Annotated in this window: 20 protein-coding genes; 14 read left to right on the forward strand and 6 right to left on the reverse strand. The window is 66.9% G+C overall.

Annotated features, from left to right (window positions below; translation table 11 throughout):
- Positions 1 to 83: 83 nt before the first annotated feature.
- The 4 genes from AU192_RS08895 (at position 84) to AU192_RS08910 (ending at position 3,177) form a co-directional block, all read left to right on the forward strand.
- A complete protein-coding gene (locus AU192_RS08895) occupies positions 84 to 920 on the forward strand; it encodes a DUF3097 domain-containing protein (RefSeq protein WP_064395625.1) in 837 nt (278 codons plus the stop codon).
- Positions 921 to 940: 20 nt separating this feature from the next.
- A complete protein-coding gene (locus AU192_RS08900; RefSeq protein ID WP_064395411.1) occupies positions 941 to 2,269 on the forward strand; it encodes a replication-associated recombination protein A in 1,329 nt (442 codons plus the stop codon).
- Positions 2,270 to 2,391: 122 nt separating this feature from the next.
- On the forward strand, positions 2,392 to 2,685 hold the full coding sequence (locus AU192_RS08905; RefSeq protein WP_064395626.1) for an ArsR/SmtB family transcription factor: 294 nt from the start codon (positions 2,392 to 2,394) through the stop codon (positions 2,683 to 2,685).
- Between the two features lie 18 nt (positions 2,686 to 2,703).
- Positions 2,704 to 3,177: an SRPBCC family protein gene (locus tag AU192_RS08910; protein ID WP_064395412.1), complete on the forward strand. Its 474-nt coding sequence runs from the start codon at positions 2,704 to 2,706 to the stop codon at positions 3,175 to 3,177.
- Between the two features lie 55 nt (positions 3,178 to 3,232).
- Here the strand turns inward: AU192_RS08910 and AU192_RS08915 are convergent, their stop codons facing one another.
- Positions 3,233 to 3,541: a GlsB/YeaQ/YmgE family stress response membrane protein gene (locus AU192_RS08915; RefSeq protein WP_064395413.1), complete on the reverse strand. Its 309-nt coding sequence runs from the start codon at positions 3,539 to 3,541 to the stop codon at positions 3,233 to 3,235.
- 97 nt (positions 3,542 to 3,638) lie between these two features.
- On the opposite strand from AU192_RS08915, the gene AU192_RS08920 reads away from it, so the two are divergent.
- The 8 genes from AU192_RS08920 (at position 3,639) to AU192_RS08955 (ending at position 11,725) form a co-directional block, all read left to right on the forward strand.
- Positions 3,639 to 4,040 (forward strand): secondary thiamine-phosphate synthase enzyme YjbQ, encoded by a 402-nt coding sequence (locus AU192_RS08920; protein ID WP_064395414.1) that lies wholly within the window; start codon positions 3,639 to 3,641, stop codon positions 4,038 to 4,040.
- Positions 4,041 to 4,187: 147 nt separating this feature from the next.
- Positions 4,188 to 6,884 carry an alanine--tRNA ligase gene (gene alaS / locus AU192_RS08925; protein WP_064395415.1) on the forward strand — a complete coding sequence of 899 codons (2,697 nt, stop codon included), beginning with the start codon at positions 4,188 to 4,190 and terminating at the stop codon, positions 6,882 to 6,884.
- 4 nt (positions 6,885 to 6,888) lie between these two features.
- On the forward strand, positions 6,889 to 7,470 hold the full coding sequence (gene ruvX, locus AU192_RS08930; protein WP_064395416.1) for a Holliday junction resolvase RuvX: 582 nt from the start codon (positions 6,889 to 6,891) through the stop codon (positions 7,468 to 7,470).
- Positions 7,463 to 8,704, forward strand: coding sequence for an endolytic transglycosylase MltG (locus tag AU192_RS08935; RefSeq protein WP_174522770.1), 1,242 nt, complete (start codon positions 7,463 to 7,465; stop codon positions 8,702 to 8,704). Before ruvX ends, AU192_RS08935 begins: the two co-directional genes overlap by 8 nt.
- On the forward strand, positions 8,701 to 9,501 hold the full coding sequence (locus tag AU192_RS08940; RefSeq protein WP_064395418.1) for a shikimate dehydrogenase: 801 nt from the start codon (positions 8,701 to 8,703) through the stop codon (positions 9,499 to 9,501). Before AU192_RS08935 ends, AU192_RS08940 begins: the two co-directional genes overlap by 4 nt.
- 53 nt (positions 9,502 to 9,554) lie before the next feature.
- Positions 9,555 to 10,676: an esterase-like activity of phytase family protein gene (locus AU192_RS08945; protein WP_064395419.1), complete on the forward strand. Its 1,122-nt coding sequence runs from the start codon at positions 9,555 to 9,557 to the stop codon at positions 10,674 to 10,676.
- A 20-nt stretch (positions 10,677 to 10,696) separates the two neighbouring features.
- On the forward strand, positions 10,697 to 11,218 hold the full coding sequence (locus tag AU192_RS08950; protein WP_064395420.1) for a hypothetical protein: 522 nt from the start codon (positions 10,697 to 10,699) through the stop codon (positions 11,216 to 11,218).
- 75 nt (positions 11,219 to 11,293) lie between these two features.
- Complete coding sequence (locus AU192_RS08955; protein ID WP_064395421.1) at positions 11,294 to 11,725, forward strand: prepilin peptidase; 432 nt, start codon at positions 11,294 to 11,296, stop codon at positions 11,723 to 11,725.
- Here AU192_RS08955 and AU192_RS08960 read toward each other — a convergent pair.
- The 5 genes from AU192_RS08960 to AU192_RS08980 are packed head-to-tail and all read right to left on the reverse strand — an operon-like array spanning position 11,722 to position 14,098.
- The gene (locus tag AU192_RS08960; protein ID WP_064395422.1) at positions 11,722 to 11,922 is read right to left on the reverse strand and encodes a CbtB domain-containing protein; all 201 of its coding nucleotides are present in this window, start codon (positions 11,920 to 11,922) and stop codon (positions 11,722 to 11,724) included. The two genes, AU192_RS08955 and AU192_RS08960, sit on opposite strands and share 4 nt — an antisense overlap.
- Entirely contained in the window at positions 11,915 to 12,205 is a 291-nt protein-coding gene (locus AU192_RS08965) for a nitrile hydratase accessory protein (RefSeq protein ID WP_064395423.1), read from the reverse strand. Before AU192_RS08965 ends, AU192_RS08960 begins: the two co-directional genes overlap by 8 nt.
- On the reverse strand, positions 12,202 to 12,822 hold the full coding sequence (nthA, locus tag AU192_RS08970) for a nitrile hydratase subunit alpha (protein ID WP_064395424.1): 621 nt from the start codon (positions 12,820 to 12,822) through the stop codon (positions 12,202 to 12,204). The genes AU192_RS08965 and nthA overlap by 4 nt, the downstream gene beginning before the upstream one ends.
- The gene (gene nthB / locus AU192_RS08975; RefSeq protein WP_064395425.1) at positions 12,819 to 13,556 is read right to left on the reverse strand and encodes a nitrile hydratase subunit beta; all 738 of its coding nucleotides are present in this window, start codon (positions 13,554 to 13,556) and stop codon (positions 12,819 to 12,821) included. Before nthB ends, nthA begins: the two co-directional genes overlap by 4 nt.
- Positions 13,556 to 14,098: a DUF1097 domain-containing protein gene (locus tag AU192_RS08980; protein ID WP_064395426.1), complete on the reverse strand. Its 543-nt coding sequence runs from the start codon at positions 14,096 to 14,098 to the stop codon at positions 13,556 to 13,558. Before AU192_RS08980 ends, nthB begins: the two co-directional genes overlap by 1 nt.
- A 102-nt stretch (positions 14,099 to 14,200) precedes the next feature.
- Here AU192_RS08980 and AU192_RS08985 point away from each other — a divergent pair, with 102 nt between their 5' ends.
- Both AU192_RS08985 and AU192_RS08990 read left to right on the forward strand, forming a co-directional pair.
- Complete coding sequence (locus AU192_RS08985) at positions 14,201 to 14,587, forward strand: nuclear transport factor 2 family protein (protein WP_064395427.1); 387 nt, start codon at positions 14,201 to 14,203, stop codon at positions 14,585 to 14,587.
- On the forward strand, positions 14,584 to 15,075 hold the full coding sequence (locus AU192_RS08990; RefSeq protein WP_064395428.1) for a DUF3237 domain-containing protein: 492 nt from the start codon (positions 14,584 to 14,586) through the stop codon (positions 15,073 to 15,075). Before AU192_RS08985 ends, AU192_RS08990 begins: the two co-directional genes overlap by 4 nt.
- Positions 15,076 to 15,105 lie beyond the last annotated feature (30 nt).

A 15,105-nucleotide genomic window follows, 5' to 3' on the forward strand; every position in this document is an offset into this window, starting at 1 on the left:
CAGACGTCGGAGTGGCAGACATCTCGGCGTGTCGGAACCACATTGCATCGGACGGCGGCAAGACGGGACCCTACGATCGCCCGGTGGCTGATCGCTATGGCTCCGACATCCTGGCCAACAACCCTCACCCGCGCAGAGTCCGCTCCACCGAACAACCGGCCGAGATCGGGCTCGTCGTCGAGGACGCGCAGACGGGATACGTCGGCGCCATCGTGCGAGTCGAGTACGGCCGCATGGAACTGGAAGACCGCGACGGACGACGTAAACCGTTTCCCGTCGGGCCGGGCTACCTGATCGACGGCAAGCCCGTAATCCTGACCGCGCCCCGCCGGGTCGCACCCAAGACCACCCGGACCGCGTCGGGATCCGTTGCGGTGCATGGTGCGCGGGCGAAAGTCGCGTTGGCCAGCCGCATCTACGTCGAGGGCCGCCACGACGCCGAACTCGTCGAACAGGTCTGGGGTGACGATCTCCGGATCGAAGGTGTCGTCGTCGAACACCTCGGTGGCATCGACGAGCTCGTGGCAATCGTCGAAGACTTCCGGCCCGGCCCCGGCCGCCGGCTCGGCGTCCTCGTCGACCACCTGGTCGCGGGCTCGAAGGAGGCTCGTATCGCGGAGGCGGTGCGGCGCGGACCCGCCGGCGTGCACACGCTCGTTGTCGGGCACCCCTTCATCGACATCTGGCAAGCCGTCAAACCCGAACGGCTCGGCGTCGAGAAATGGCCCGTCGTGCCGAAAGGCGTCGACTGGAAGGCGGGGGTGTGCCGCGCGTTGGGCTGGCCGGCCGACGGGCAGGCCGACACGGCGAGGGCCTGGCAACGCATCCGCGGGCGGGTGCGGGACTGGAACGACCTGGAGCCCGCGCTGATCGGGCGGGTCGAGGAATTGATCGACTTCGTGACGCAACCCGCGTCGTGACGGCGTGGTAAGCAGAAGGCGTGTCCGACGGTCTGTTCGACGTTCCCGGTGAGGCCGCCACGCCCGCGGCCGGGCCCGTCGGTGCATCGGCGCCCTTGGCGGTGCGGATGCGTCCGGCCACCCTCGACGAGGTGGTCGGCCAGGACCACCTGCTGCAACCCGGCTCCCCGCTGCGCCGAATGGTGGAGGGGTCGGGTGCGGCCTCGGTCATCCTCTACGGCCCGCCCGGTACCGGTAAGACCACGCTGGCGTCGCTGATCTCACAAGCCACCGGCCGGCGATTCGAGGCGCTTTCGGCGCTGTCGGCGGGCGTCAAAGAGGTGCGCGCCGTGATCGACGTGGCCCGGCGCGCCGCGGCCTACGGCGAGCAGACCGTGCTGTTCATCGACGAGGTGCACCGCTTCTCCAAGACGCAGCAGGACGCGCTGCTGTCCGCGGTCGAGAACCGCGTCGTCGCCTTGGTCGCTGCGACCACCGAGAACCCGTCGTTCTCGGTGGTGGCCCCGCTGCTCTCACGCTCGCTGATCCTGCAGCTGCAACCCCTCGACGCCGACGCGGTGCGCACGCTGGTCCGTCGTGCCATCGACGACCCTCGCGGTCTCGGGGGCAAGGTCGAGGTCGCCGACGACGCCGTCGAGCTTCTGGTTTCGTTGTCTGCGGGCGACGCCCGCCGGGCGCTGACCGCGCTGGAGGTAGCGGCCGAAGCGGGCGAGGCCGTGGCGGTCGAGACCATCGAGCAGTCGCTGGACAAAGCCGCCGTCCGCTACGACCGCGACGGGGACCAGCACTACGACGTCATCAGCGCGTTCATCAAATCCGTGCGCGGATCCGACGTCGACGCCGCACTGCACTATCTGTCCCGGATGCTGGTCGCGGGGGAGGACCCGCGCTTCGTGGCGCGGCGGTTGATGATCCTGGCCAGCGAGGACATCGGCATGGCGGACCCGACGGCGCTGCACACCGCGGTGGCCGCCGCCCAGACCGTGCAGTTGATCGGCATGCCCGAAGCGCAGCTCACGCTCGCGCACGCCACGGTTCATCTCGCGACGGCCCCGAAGTCGAACGCGGTGACCACCGCGCTGGGGGCGGCGATGGCCGATATCCGGGCGGGCAAGGCCGGGATGGTGCCGCCGCATCTGCGCGACGGCCACTACTCCGGCGCGGAGAAGCTCGGAAACGCGGTCGGCTACAAGTACAGCCACGATGACCCGGACGGGGTTGTGCCGCAACAGTATCCGCCCGACGAACTGATCGGCGTCGACTACTACAAGCCGACCTCGCATGGCGTAGAGCGCGAGATCGCCACCCGGCTCGACAAGCTGCGCGCGATCATCCGTCGCAAGCGCTGACTTCAGCCTTGACACACCCTCTGGGCCGGTTTACCTTGATAGTCAATCAATAGGTTGATCAAACATAGGGTTGATAATTGGAGCGTGATGACGATGCTGACTCCGCACTCGACCGCGCCTTCATGGCGCTGGCCGACCCCGTCCGGCGCGCCATCGTGGCGCGGCTATCTCGGGGTCCGGCCACGGTCAACGAGCTCGCGGAACCCTTCGACATCACCAAACAGGCGGTGTCCAAACACATTCAGGTGCTCGAGCAAGCGGGGCTGGTCACCAGGACCCGCGAAGCTCAGCGCAGGCCGGTGCACCTGGACGCCGCTGCGCTCGAGCGGCTGACCGCATGGATCGACCGCTACCGGCTCGACGCCGAACGCAGTTATCGCCGGCTGGACACCCTGCTGGCAGAGATGACCGACTGACGAGAAAGGAACCGACAGATGAGCAACGCACTGGATCTCACGGCCCCCGTGGACACTTTGGCCATGGAGTTCACCAGGGAGTTCGACGCTCCCGTGGACGCCCTTTTCCGCGCACACGCCGAGCCCGATCTGATCAAGCAGTGGCTCGGCCCCCGCGAACTGGAGATGACGATCGAGGAGTGGAGTTTCAAGAGCCACGGCGGATATCGCTACGTGCGCAGAGACCAGGGCGGCGCATACAGCTTCAACGGCACGTTTCACACCGTCCGGGAAAACGAGTTCATCCTGCAGACGTTCGAGTTCGACGGAGCACCGGATCAGGTCAACATCGAGTACCTGTGGTTCGAGGATCTGGGCGACGGCCGCAGCCGGTTGCGTGGGCGGTCGATCTGCCCAACCGTCGAGGCCCGCGACGCGCTGCTGTCCTCCGGTATGGAGGGCGGGATGACCGAGGGCTACGAGAAACTCGACGAACTACTGAAGACGCTGTGACAGAAGCGATCCCGGCTGCCGGGGGGCGCAGCCGGGATCGCCTGGGTGGTTTTCGCTAGCGCAGGACGCCGCCGCGACGGCCGCCCGTCACGCCGGTGCGCCGACGACCCATGAGCGCGGACACCAGCGCCACGCCGATCACGGCGACGACGACCTGGCAGAGCAATTCGATCCAGTCGACGCCTGCGGTGGCGGTCGGCAGCCCGAGCGCATTGGCGAGCCACGTGCCGATCAGCGCCGAGACGATGCCCACGAGAACGGTCACGATGATGCCGATGGGCTGCCTGCCGGGCAAGATCAGGCGGGCGAGCACGCCGACCACTGCGCCGATGAGAATCGCGGTGATAACTCCGGTGACGGTCATGGTTCCTCCAGGGTCTCGGGGTGCAGCTGACATACCCCGACACCGACGTCAATAAACGGATCGGCCACGTCGGCCTTCGACTCGTACCCTCGATGATGTGGATACCGACGTGCTCAACATCGAGACCGGTCAGCGCCGCATCATCGACCTGACCGACGACGTGCGCTCGTTCTGCGGCCGCCGCGGCGACGGGTTGTGCAGCGTCTTCGTCCCGCACGCCACGGCGGGTGTGGCGATCATCGAGACGGGCGCGGGTTCTGACGACGATCTCGTCGACACCCTCGAAAACCTGCTCCCGCGCGACGATCGCTACCGGCACTCCCACGGCTCGCCAGGCCATGGCGCCGACCATGTGCTGCCCGCCCTGGTGTCGCCGTCGGTGACCATCCCGGTGCAGAACGGTGAGCCGTTGCTCGGCACCTGGCAGAGCATCGTGCTCGTCGACCTCAACCGCGACAATCCGCAGCGCAAGGTCCGGCTGAGTTTCATCGACGCTTGACGTGACGTCGGTGACAGCCGACCGAGTCTGGCCTGGGCACTGCCGACGCGGCCCCTTCGTTGTCTTTTCGGCGTGACAACCGGGACCGGTACTGTAGTGCGGTCGAATAGTCGCAGGTATCAGCGAAACTTCAAGGATGTATCAGACGTGCAGACACACGAGATCAGGAAGCGTTTCCTCGATCACTTCGTGAAGGCGGGCCACACCGAGGTGCCGAGCGCTTCGGTAATCCTTGACGACCCGAATCTGCTCTTCGTGAACGCCGGCATGGTCCAGTTCGTGCCCTACTTCCTGGGCCAGCAGGCCCCGCCATGGAAACGGGCCACCAGCATCCAGAAGTGCATCCGCACACCCGACATCGACGAGGTGGGCATCACCACCCGCCACAACACCTTCTTCCAGATGGCGGGCAACTTCTCGTTCGGCGACTACTTCAAGAAGGGCGCCATCGAGTTCGCGTGGACGCTGCTCACCAACCCGGTCGAACAAGGCGGTTACGGGCTCCACCCGCAGCGCTTGTGGGCCACGGTCTACCTCGACGACGACGAGGCGATGGCCCTGTGGCAGGAGGTGGCAGGGCTGCCGGCCGAGCGCATCCAGCGCCGCGGCATGGCCGACAACTACTGGTCGATGGGCATCCCGGGGCCGTGCGGGCCGTCGTCGGAGATCTACTACGACCGGGGCCCCGCGTACGGCGTCGAGGGCGGCCCGATCGCCAACGAAGACCGCTACATCGAGATCTGGAACCTCGTCTTCATGCAGAACGAGCGCGGCGAGGGCACCTCCAAGGAAGACTTCGAGATCCTCGGTCCGCTGCCGCGCAGGAACATCGACACCGGCATGGGCGTCGAGCGGGTGGCCTGCCTCCTGCAGGGCGTGGACAACGTTTACGAGACCGACCTGCTGCGTCCGGCCATCGACCTGGTGGCCGCGCACGCGCCGCGCGGCTACGGGCAGGGCAGCCACACCGATGACGTGCGGTACCGCATCATCGCCGACCACAGCCGCACGGCGGCGATCATCATCGGAGACGGCGTGAGCCCCGGCAACGAGGGCCGCGGATACGTGTTGCGCCGCCTGCTGCGCCGGATCATCCGCTCCGCGAAACTGCTCGGCGTCGAACAACCGATCATGGCCGACCTGATGACCACCGTGCGCGACGCGATGGGCCCGTCGTATCCGGAACTGGTCGCCGACTTCGACCGCATCCAACGCATCGCCGTGGCCGAGGAGACCGCGTTCAACCGGACACTGGCCTCCGGCTCCCGGCTGTTCGACGAGGCGGCCGGCGCCACGAAGGCCAAGGGAGCCACGGTGTTGTCCGGCGCCGATGCGTTCACGCTGCACGACACCTACGGCTTCCCGATCGAGCTCACGCTGGAGATGGCGGCCGAACACGGCCTGTCCGTCGATGAGGACGGGTTCCGCGGCCTGATGGCCGAGCAGCGGCAACGGGCCAAGGCCGACGCCGCGGCGCGCAAACAGGCGCACTCGGATCTGTCGGCGTACCGCGACCTCGTCGACGCCGGTCCGACCGAGTTCACCGGCTTCGACGAGTTGACTTCCGAGGCAAGGATTCTCGGAATCTTCGTCGACGGTGAACGGGTGCCTGTCGTCTCGCACAACGGTGGAGGCCCGCCGCCGGACCGCGTCGAGCTGATCCTCGACCGCACCCCCTTCTACGCCGAGTCCGGCGGCCAGATCGCCGACGAGGGCACGATCAGCGGATCGGGCTCCTCCACCGCGGCCAGGGCGGCAGTCACCGACGTGCAGAAGATCGCGAAGACATTGTGGTCACACCGTGTCCACGTGGAGTCCGGCGAGTTCGTCGAGGGCGACACGGTCGTCGCCGCGGTCGACCCGAAGTGGCGCCACGGCGCCACGCAGGGCCACTCCGGGACCCACATGGTGCACGCCGCGCTGCGGCAGGTGCTGGGGCCCAACGCCGTGCAGGCGGGCTCACTGAACCGGCCCGGATATCTGCGCTTCGACTTCAACTGGCAGGGTCCGTTGACCGCGGGGCAACGCAGCCAGATAGAAGAGGTGACCAACGAGGCGGTCGAAGCCGACCACGAGGTGCACACGTTCACCACAGAGTTGGACAAGGCCAAAGCGATGGGCGCCATAGCGCTGTTCGGCGAGCAGTACCCCGAACAGGTCCGCGTGGTCGAGATCGGCGGACCGTTCTCGCTGGAGCTGTGCGGCGGCACCCACGTGCACAACTCCGCGCAGATCGGTCCGGTCACCCTCCTCGGTGAGTCGTCGGTCGGCTCCGGCGTGCGCCGGGTGGAGGCCTACGTCGGCCTCGAGTCGTTTCGCCACCTGGCCAAGGAACGGGCCTTGATGGCCGGGCTCGCCTCGACGTTGAAGGTGCCCTCCGACGAGGTGCCTGCGCGGGTGGCGAACCTGGTCGAGCGGCTGCGCGCGGCCGAGAAAGAACTGGACCGGTTGCGCCTGGCCAATGCCCGCGCCGCGGCAGCGAATGCCGCCGCGGGCGCGGAACTTGTCGGTAAGGTCCGTCTGGTGGCGCAGCGCATGGCCAGTGGGATGTCGGCCGGTGATCTGCGCACGCTCGTCGGCGACGTCCGCGGCAAGCTCGGCAGCGATCCCGCCGTTGTCGCGCTGATCGCCGAGGGTGAGAACGACAGCGTGCCGTTCGTGGTTGCGGTCAACCCAGCCGCGCAAGACCTCGGGTTCCGTGCCAACGATCTGGTGAAGACGCTGGGTGCGGCCGTCAACGGTCGCGGCGGCGGAAAGCCCGATCTGGCACAGGGTTCCGGCAAGGGGGCGGCAGGAATCGACGCGGCGCTGGCCGCGCTCCGCGCAGAGATCGACCGAGGCTAGCGGCGTGGATTCCACACCGACGGGCGACGAGTCGCACTCGCAGGCGGAACCAGGCGACCGTCGACCGGATCGGCCGGGGGATTCACTGAACCCGCCGGATCCGGGGCGCGGCCGCCGGATCGGCATCGACGTTGGCAGCGTGCGGATCGGCGTGGCCGCCAGCGATCCGGACGGCATCCTGGCCACTCCGGTCGAGACCGTCCGTCGCGACCGCACCGACCGGCACATCCGCCGGCTCACCGGGTTGGTCAAGGACCTCGATGTGGTCGAGGTCGTGGTGGGGTTGCCGCGCACGCTCGCCGATCGATCGGGGTCCTCGGCTCGGGACGCCGTCGTGTTGGCTGACGAATTGGCCGCACGGATCGCGCCGACACCGGTGCGACTGGCCGATGAACGACTTACTACGGTGGTGGCGCAACGCTCGCTGCGAGATGCCGGTGTCCGCGCCAGAGGGCAGCGCTCGGTGATCGACCAAGCGGCGGCGGTGGGCATTCTGCAGAACTGGTTGGACCAGCGGCGCGAAGCGGCGCGCACGCGAGGAGCGGATGAGCACGTTGCCGCGCATGGAGAGGTCGGGGATGACTAACCATTGGAGCGGTGAGCGGGCCGAACCGGTTGCGGTGGGCCCGCCGCGGCGCCGGATGACCCGCGCGGAGCGCATCCGCGCGGCGCGCAACCGGCGCAAGCGCCGGTGGGCGGGTGGCTTGGCCGTCGGCCTGCTGATCGTGGTCGTCATCGGCGCGGTGTTCCTGGGTTCCAAGATGTGGCACTCACTGTTCGGCGGTAACGACTTCACCGGTGACGGCGTCGCGGATGTCGTGATCCAGGTGCATGACGGCGACTCGACGACAGCGATCGGCAAGACATTGCAGGAGCACAACATCGTCGCGACCGCGAGCGTGTTCGTCGACGCCGCCGAAGGCAACGACGCGATATCGGCGATCCAACCGGGCTTCTACAAGATGCGGACCGAGATCCCGGCCGCCAACGCCGTTGCGCGACTGTCGGATCCGAAGAACCGGGTCGGCAAGCTGACCATCCCCGAAGGGCGCCAGCTCGACGATGTGCGTGACGTCAAGACCAACGCGGTCACCGAGGGCATCCTCACCCTGATCTCCCGAGCGACATGTGTCGACCTCGACGGTGATCGGCACTGCGTATCCGCGGACGCGCTGAAGAACGTGGCCGCGACGGCGGCGCCGGCGTCGCTCGGTGTGGCCGACTGGGCTGTCGGGCCCGTCCAGGCGATGGGTGACGACCACCGCCGCCTCGAGGGGTTGATCGCCGCGGGGACGTGGAACATCGACCCGTCGGCACAGCCGCAGGAGATCCTGACGAATCTGATCTCCACCAGCGCAACGCAATACGCCAACGGTGGACTGCTCGAAACGGCCGCGGCCATGGACATGTCGCCTTACGAGATCCTGATCGTCGGCTCACTGGTGCAGCGGGAGTCGACACCGGAGGACTTTGCGAAGGTGGCGCGCGTCATCTACAACCGGCTGGCCGAGAACCGCACGCTGGAGTTCGACTCGACGGTGAACTATCCGCTCGATCGCATCGAGGTGGCCACCACAGACGCCGACCGCGCCCAGCGCAACGACTGGAACACCTATGTGCGTCCCGGCCTTCCGGCGACACCGATCTGTTCGCCGAGCACCGCGGCGTTGACTGCTGCCGAGAATCCCGCGCCAGGGGATTGGCTGTACTTCGTCACCATCGACATGCAGGGTACGACGTTGTTCACCCGGGACTACCCGCAACACCTCGCGAACATCGAGCTCGCCCGGCGCAACGGTGTGCTCGACTCCGCGCGGTGAGCCCCGGCCGTAAGGCTGCGGTGCTCGGGTCGCCGATCGCTCATTCCCGTTCACCGCAACTACACCTCGCGGCCTATCGCGCCCTGGGCCTGGACGACTGGACCTACGAGCGCATCGAGTGCACGGCCGAGCAGCTGCCGGCTCTGGTCGACGGTTTGGGGCCGGAATGGGTGGGCGTGTCGGTGACGATGCCCGGCAAGTTCGCCGCGCTCGCGGTCGCCGACGAGCGCACCTCCCGTGCGGAATTGGTGGGCTCGGCCAACACACTGGTCCGGTCACCGGCGGGTTGGCGCGCGGACAACACCGACATCGACGGTGTGACGGGCGCTCTGGAGGGCGTGGCGGCCGCCCACGGCATCGTCGTCGGCTCCGGGGGTACGGCGCCGGCGGTGGTCGTCGGGCTGGCCGAACTCGGGGTCCGACGGATCACGGTGGCGGCCAGGAACCCGGACAAGGCCGCCCCCCTGGTGGATCTGGCGACGCGGCTGGGTGCCGAGGCGCGGTGGTCGGACATCAATGGAACCGGATTGGCCGCGGCGGCGGCCGACGCAGACCTGATGATCAACACGATTCCGGCGGACTTGGCCGCGGCGTATGCCCCCCCGCTGGCCGTCGTCCCGCTGCTGCTCGATGCGATCTACGATCCCTGGCCGACCCCGCTGGCCACCGCTGTGCAGGACGCCGGTGGACAGGTGATCAGCGGTCTGCAGATGCTGCTGCACCAGGCGTTCGCGCAGGTCGAACTCTTCACCGGGATGCCGGCGCCGAAAGAGGCGATGGCCGCGGCGCTCGACTGACCCGGTCTGCCGCGATTGTGAACCTGATCGCCCGGTCTGGCGTTGGTAAGGGTATGAACTCAGTCGGCAAGGCCGCTCTCTCGGTGACCATGGCAGCGATCCTTGCCGCGACGCCGCCTGTTGCCCATGCCTCGGCGCCGCAGTACCTGGGTCAGTGGCAGGTGTCTCACCGCGCGGTCTTCGACAGCACCCTGATCGGAGGTCTCTCCGGGATCAGTTACGACCAGGAGCGCGACCTGTACTACACGATCAGCGACGACAAAGCCGACCATGGCAACGTCCGGTTCTACAGCGTTCGGCTGAACGTCTCCGACGGTGGAATCGACGGGGGTCACTTCGTCAGCAAGCAGGACCTGCTCGATGAATCGGGACGACCCTTCCGTCCCAACGACATGTCCGTCCATCCACCGGTGCTGGCTCCCGACGCCGAGGCGATCGCCTTCGACAGTGCCCGCGAGCAGTTGTATTGGACCTCCGAAGGATTCGTTGCCGACGGTGACGACAAGGGCCCGGCGGGGCTGTTGCAACCCTGGATCAGGGTTGCCGGCCTCGACGGCACGTATCGAGGGGAATTCGTCATGCCGCCCGGGTCGGCCCTATCGGCGGACGAGACCAGCGGGCCTCGTCGCAACGGGGTGCTCGAGGGGCTGACGCTCACGCCCGACGGCCGTCACCTGTTCGCGGCCATGGAGCAATCGCTGTACCAGGACGGCCCCACCGCAGACGAACAGACAGCCGGGCAGATCCGCATCACGAAATTCGACGTCGAGTCGAGGACGGCCGTCGCGCAGTACGTCTATCAAGTGGAACGGGCGGCACCGCGAACCGGACGAAACGGTGTGCCCGACATCCTGGCCCTCTCGGAGAGCTCATTGCTCGTCATCGAACGCGCAGCCAACCTTCCCCATGCCGTTGCGGTCGCGCTCTACCGCGCCGACCTCGGCCACGCCACGGATGTGCTGGGGCTGTCGTCGTTGAACGAAGCATCGGTGACACCGATGGCCAAGTCGCTGGTCGTCGACCTCAACGCCCTCGACGAGCTCAAGGCGCTCGACAACGTCGAAGGAATCACTCAGGGCCCTGTGCTACCCGACGGCCGCCGATCCGTCGTACTGGTCAGCGACGACAATTTCCAGCCGTTCGAAGTGACCCAGTTTTTGGCGTTCGCGCTGTAACCGCGACCAGGAGGATCACGGTGGGCATGCCGTACCAGTACGACAACCGCGTTCAAGAGTCGGCGCGCGAGTGGCAGACACTTCAGCTTGCCGTATTGGGCTTCGTCGGCCTGTGCGGCGTTCTCACCGGTGATGATTCGGGTAAGAGCCGCCCGCAGTGGCTGCAGGAGATCGGAGCTGTGAGCGCGTTCGCCGGGTTCGTGCTGGCTGTCACGGGGATCTTTCTCGTCGCCACCATCGCACACCCCGTCATCGGGCAGCCTCGTCTTGGTCCCGCCACCATTTCGCGTCTGCGCGTGGGGATCACGTTCACGTTCGCCGCGGCCGCGCTGACCGCGGTGGCGGCGTTGACCTGGTGGTGGCCGCAGCCGCGCAGCGAGGCGCCGATCGCACCCAAGATAGAAGTGACGACCTCGCAAGGTTCGGTGTGTGGCGTTCCGGTGCCCGGCCGCAACGGAGCGGTTCATCTCGACGCCGATGGTGAGCAGTTCGTGATCCCGCTGCGACGGTTGCTCGCCATCACTGTCGTCGAGACCTGTTGAGGCGCGGTGTCGTCCGGAATGCCCGCGCCCAAGGAAGTGATGAGGGCGGCGCTGCAACGCCGTTAGCCTTCAATTGTGGGGGCGGGGGTCTGTGGTGTCGTTGCGTTCGTGTGGCTGGTGGCGCTGAGCGTGTTCGACGTCACGGCGCGCCGGCTGCCCAACTGGCTGACCCTGCCGGGAGCGCTGGTGATCGTTGCGGTCGCGTTCATGGCGGGGCGCGGTGTTGCCGCCTTGATCGGCTCCTCGGCGCTGTTCCTCGTGTACCTGACGGTGCACCTGCTCGCGCCTGCGGCGATGGGCGCCGGCGACGTAAAACTCGCCATCGGTCTCGGAGCGCTGACCGGTTCGTTCGGTGTCGACGTGTGGGCCATGGCCGCGCTTACCGCACCGCTGGTGACGGCCACGTGGGCCGTCGTCGCCATGATGTGCCGCAGGGAAAGCACTGTCCCACACGGCCTGTCGATGTGTCTGGCCGCGGCGACGGCGACGGCGCTCGCGGTGTCCTAGTGACAGGGGAATCCGAGCAGATGGCGGGCGTCGTGCACGAACTCGTGGATGTGGGTGTCCGAGCCGAAGATCGACGTCGCGCCCTGGTCGAGGCCGACGACATACAGCACCATCAATGCCAGGAACGCCGTACCGGTCAGCCACGCGATGGCGGCCAGTGCGCTGACGTCGATGCGGGTGGCGGTCGCCTCAGTCATGGTTGTCTCCGGTCACACGGGCGGGCGCGGTCAGCAGATGGTGGTCGTGAATCACCTTCTCCAGGGCGCTGACCCAGTGGTCGTAGTACTGCCAGTCGCCGCGGTCGGTTTCTGGGGTCTCCTCCCACCGCTCGATCGTCTCGATCAGGCTCTGCTGGAAGTCACTCCAATCGAAGTGGCGGAATTCCGACAGGGCCAGTGCCAGACCGAACGCACGCCGTTGCCAGTCGTGGTCGAACTGCGGGGCGGCCTGGTCGGTGGTGCAGGTCTCGTGCAGGTTCATGAGGCCGGCCCCGCCAGGGCCACGCCCATCATCGATTCGGTGGTGACCAGTTCCATCAGCTCCTCATCAGTGAACTGGTCTGTGCCGGATGGGCGTTCGGGGATGACGAACCACCGTGAGTGTCCGCTGCTGTCCCAGACCTTGATCTCGGTGTCCTCGGGCAGTTCGACGCCGATCTCGGCGAGGACCTTGCGTGGCTCGCGCGCCGCCCGAGCACGGAACACCGGGTCCTTGTACCAGTACGGCGGCAGACCGAGCACGGGCCACGGGAAGCACGAACACAGCGTGCAGATGACCAAATTATGCACACCGGGAAAGTTGGCGACGGCCTGCAGATGCTCGCCCTCGGCGCCGGCCATCCCCTCGGGCAGCTCGAGTTCAGCGATGGCCGCAGGGGTGTCGACCACGACGCGAGCCGCGAAATCCGGGTCGGTCCATGCCTTCACGACGATCTTGCGTCCGTTCAGCGGTGTCATCTCTGATTCGAAGTACGACAACACCTTGTCCACGGTTTGACTCGTGATCACGCCCTTCTCGATCAGAAGAGATTCCAGCGCAGCGACTTTGGCGGCGCTGGACAGCTCGCGATCCTCGGGGTAGTAGAACTGGTCGCTCATCGCGCTCCTTCCAGGTAGGCCTCGAACAGCTCGGCGTAGATGGTCAGCGGACCGTCCTCGGCGCGCTCACCGAACAGAACCTGCGGGTCGAACGCGACGATGTAGATCGGCATCGGGTCACCGATGCCGTCACCGGTGTGGGTGAAGTACGCGTAGTCGCCCTCGAAGATCCGCTCCACGGTGCCCACGCGACCACGCAGATAGCCGGGCAGGCGGGTGTGGGCGGCGGCGGGGACGTTGGTGATGCGCACGGAGTCGCCGACGGCGAACTTCGGGTGCGCGACGTCGCGGCGGGGACTGTCGCCCCGACGCAGATAGTCGACGACCTGGTCGTCGATCGCCGGCACCGGATCGCCGACGGCAGGGGTGGTTTCGGCACCCAATTCCTCTTCACGCGCGGCCAATTCGTCTTCGGTCACGTAGCCCTTATCGATGAAGAACTGCGTGATACCGCCCAGCCACTTCTCGTAGTAGCGGAACTTGAAGTAGTCGAACGGGTTCATCGCCTCGGCGCCGGTGCGCAGGTCGGCCCATGTCCACTCGTCCTTGAACGCGGTCGGCACCTCGTCGATCGGATACCGCGGAAGCGACGAACCGAGGTGGTTCGACAATCCCATCATCGCGACGTGGATACCGAAGATCCGCTTCTCCCACTCTTCGACAAAGACTCGCTTCTCGAGGTTGAGCGGTTCCGGCAGCCCCTCCAGGCCGCCGAGGTAGTGCTGCAGTTTCATTACGCGGGGCTGCCTTCCGTAGTCGGTGCAATCTCCGGGGTTGCATGGTTGGGTTCGGGCTCGCGGGTCAACACCTTCGCGACGTACTCGCTCAACAGCCCGAATGAGGCCCCGAGTACACACGCCATCGCGGCGACCAGGCCCGGGTGCGATATCGACGTCACGGTGATCGCGTTGCCCGTCCCGGCCACCGTGGACACCGTGCTCGCGAAACCGACCACCACCGCGGGCGTCGTCGAGAGAAGCGGTAGCCAGGACGCCTGCACCATCACCGCGCTGCCGATCCCGACGGCCACCGCGACCGCCAACAGGCTGCCGCCCAACAGGTGGCCCGCATACAGGCTCGCCGACGCGATCAGGACGCCGGCCAGATTGCTCGCCAGCGAGCGCACCCATCCGCCGATTCCGCCACCGACGAAGAAGAAGGAGGCCCACGTCAGGAAGACCACCCAGATCGGAACCGTGATCACTTCCGCGGTCAGGGCCACCGCGAGTCCGCCGAGCACGCCGATGCTCACCGTCAATGCCGATCTTGAATCCATGGAAGAACTGTGCGGTCGCGGTGTTTCGCCCGCGTAACGGCTGTGTTGGATTCAGAACAACTGCAGTTGCATACTCAGAGTAGGTTAGTACATACTATGAGTATGCAAAATGCAGACCTTGACCTGAAGGCCATCTCCGAGCGGTATTTCGCCGCATGGGCGGCTCGCGATCCTGACGCGATCGCCGAACTGCACACCGCGGACACCCGGTTCTGGACCCACGTGGATGTCGAGCCCGCGGTGGGCCGCGACGCCGCGCGGGAGGCGTTCGCCGGTGTCTTCGAACAATTCCCAGACTTCGAGTTCGAGATCAACCGCGTCCTCTACGGCAATGCCCACTGGGTGCTCGACTGGGTGTTGATCTCCGGTGACGTGCGGTTCGACTGCCTCGACGTGGTCGTCGTATCACCCGACGGGCTGGTCGCCCGCAAGGACTCGTTCATCGACTCCGCGCAGTTGATGGCGACGATGAGCGGGAATCCCTCGTGACTGCGACAGCGGCGGTCGACCAACTGCCACTCGTCGACGCGCTGCCCGTGAAGCACCTGTTCGATATCAGCGTTGATCTGCTTCCGGCACAACCGATTCCGACCGCAACCGGCATGCGGCTGACGTTCGTCGCCAAAGGCGGGGGCGTGAACGGGCCGCGGCTGCGCGGCGAGGTACTACCCGGAGGTGGCGACTGGCTGCTCGTCGGCGACGACGGATGCGGCAGGGTCGACGTCCGCGCGACCTTGCGCACGCACGACGGCGTGCTCATCCACTTCGAGAGCACGGGCATCATCAACGTTCCCGCCGACGGCCTCGACCGGCTGGCGCGCGGGGAGGTACTCGGTTTCGGCGAGACCTACGTGCGGACCACGCCGAGATTCGCCACCGCCGACGAGCGGTATGCATGGCTCGGCGGAATCGTCGCGGTGGGTTACAACATCCTCTCGCCCGACCACGTCGACTACCGGGTCTATCAAGTGTTGTGAACCGGTACGCGCTGTCCGGTTATCGTTCGC

The organism is Mycobacterium lehmannii (assembly GCF_001499925.1).
Taxonomy (GTDB): domain Bacteria; phylum Actinomycetota; class Actinomycetes; order Mycobacteriales; family Mycobacteriaceae; genus Mycobacterium; species Mycobacterium lehmannii.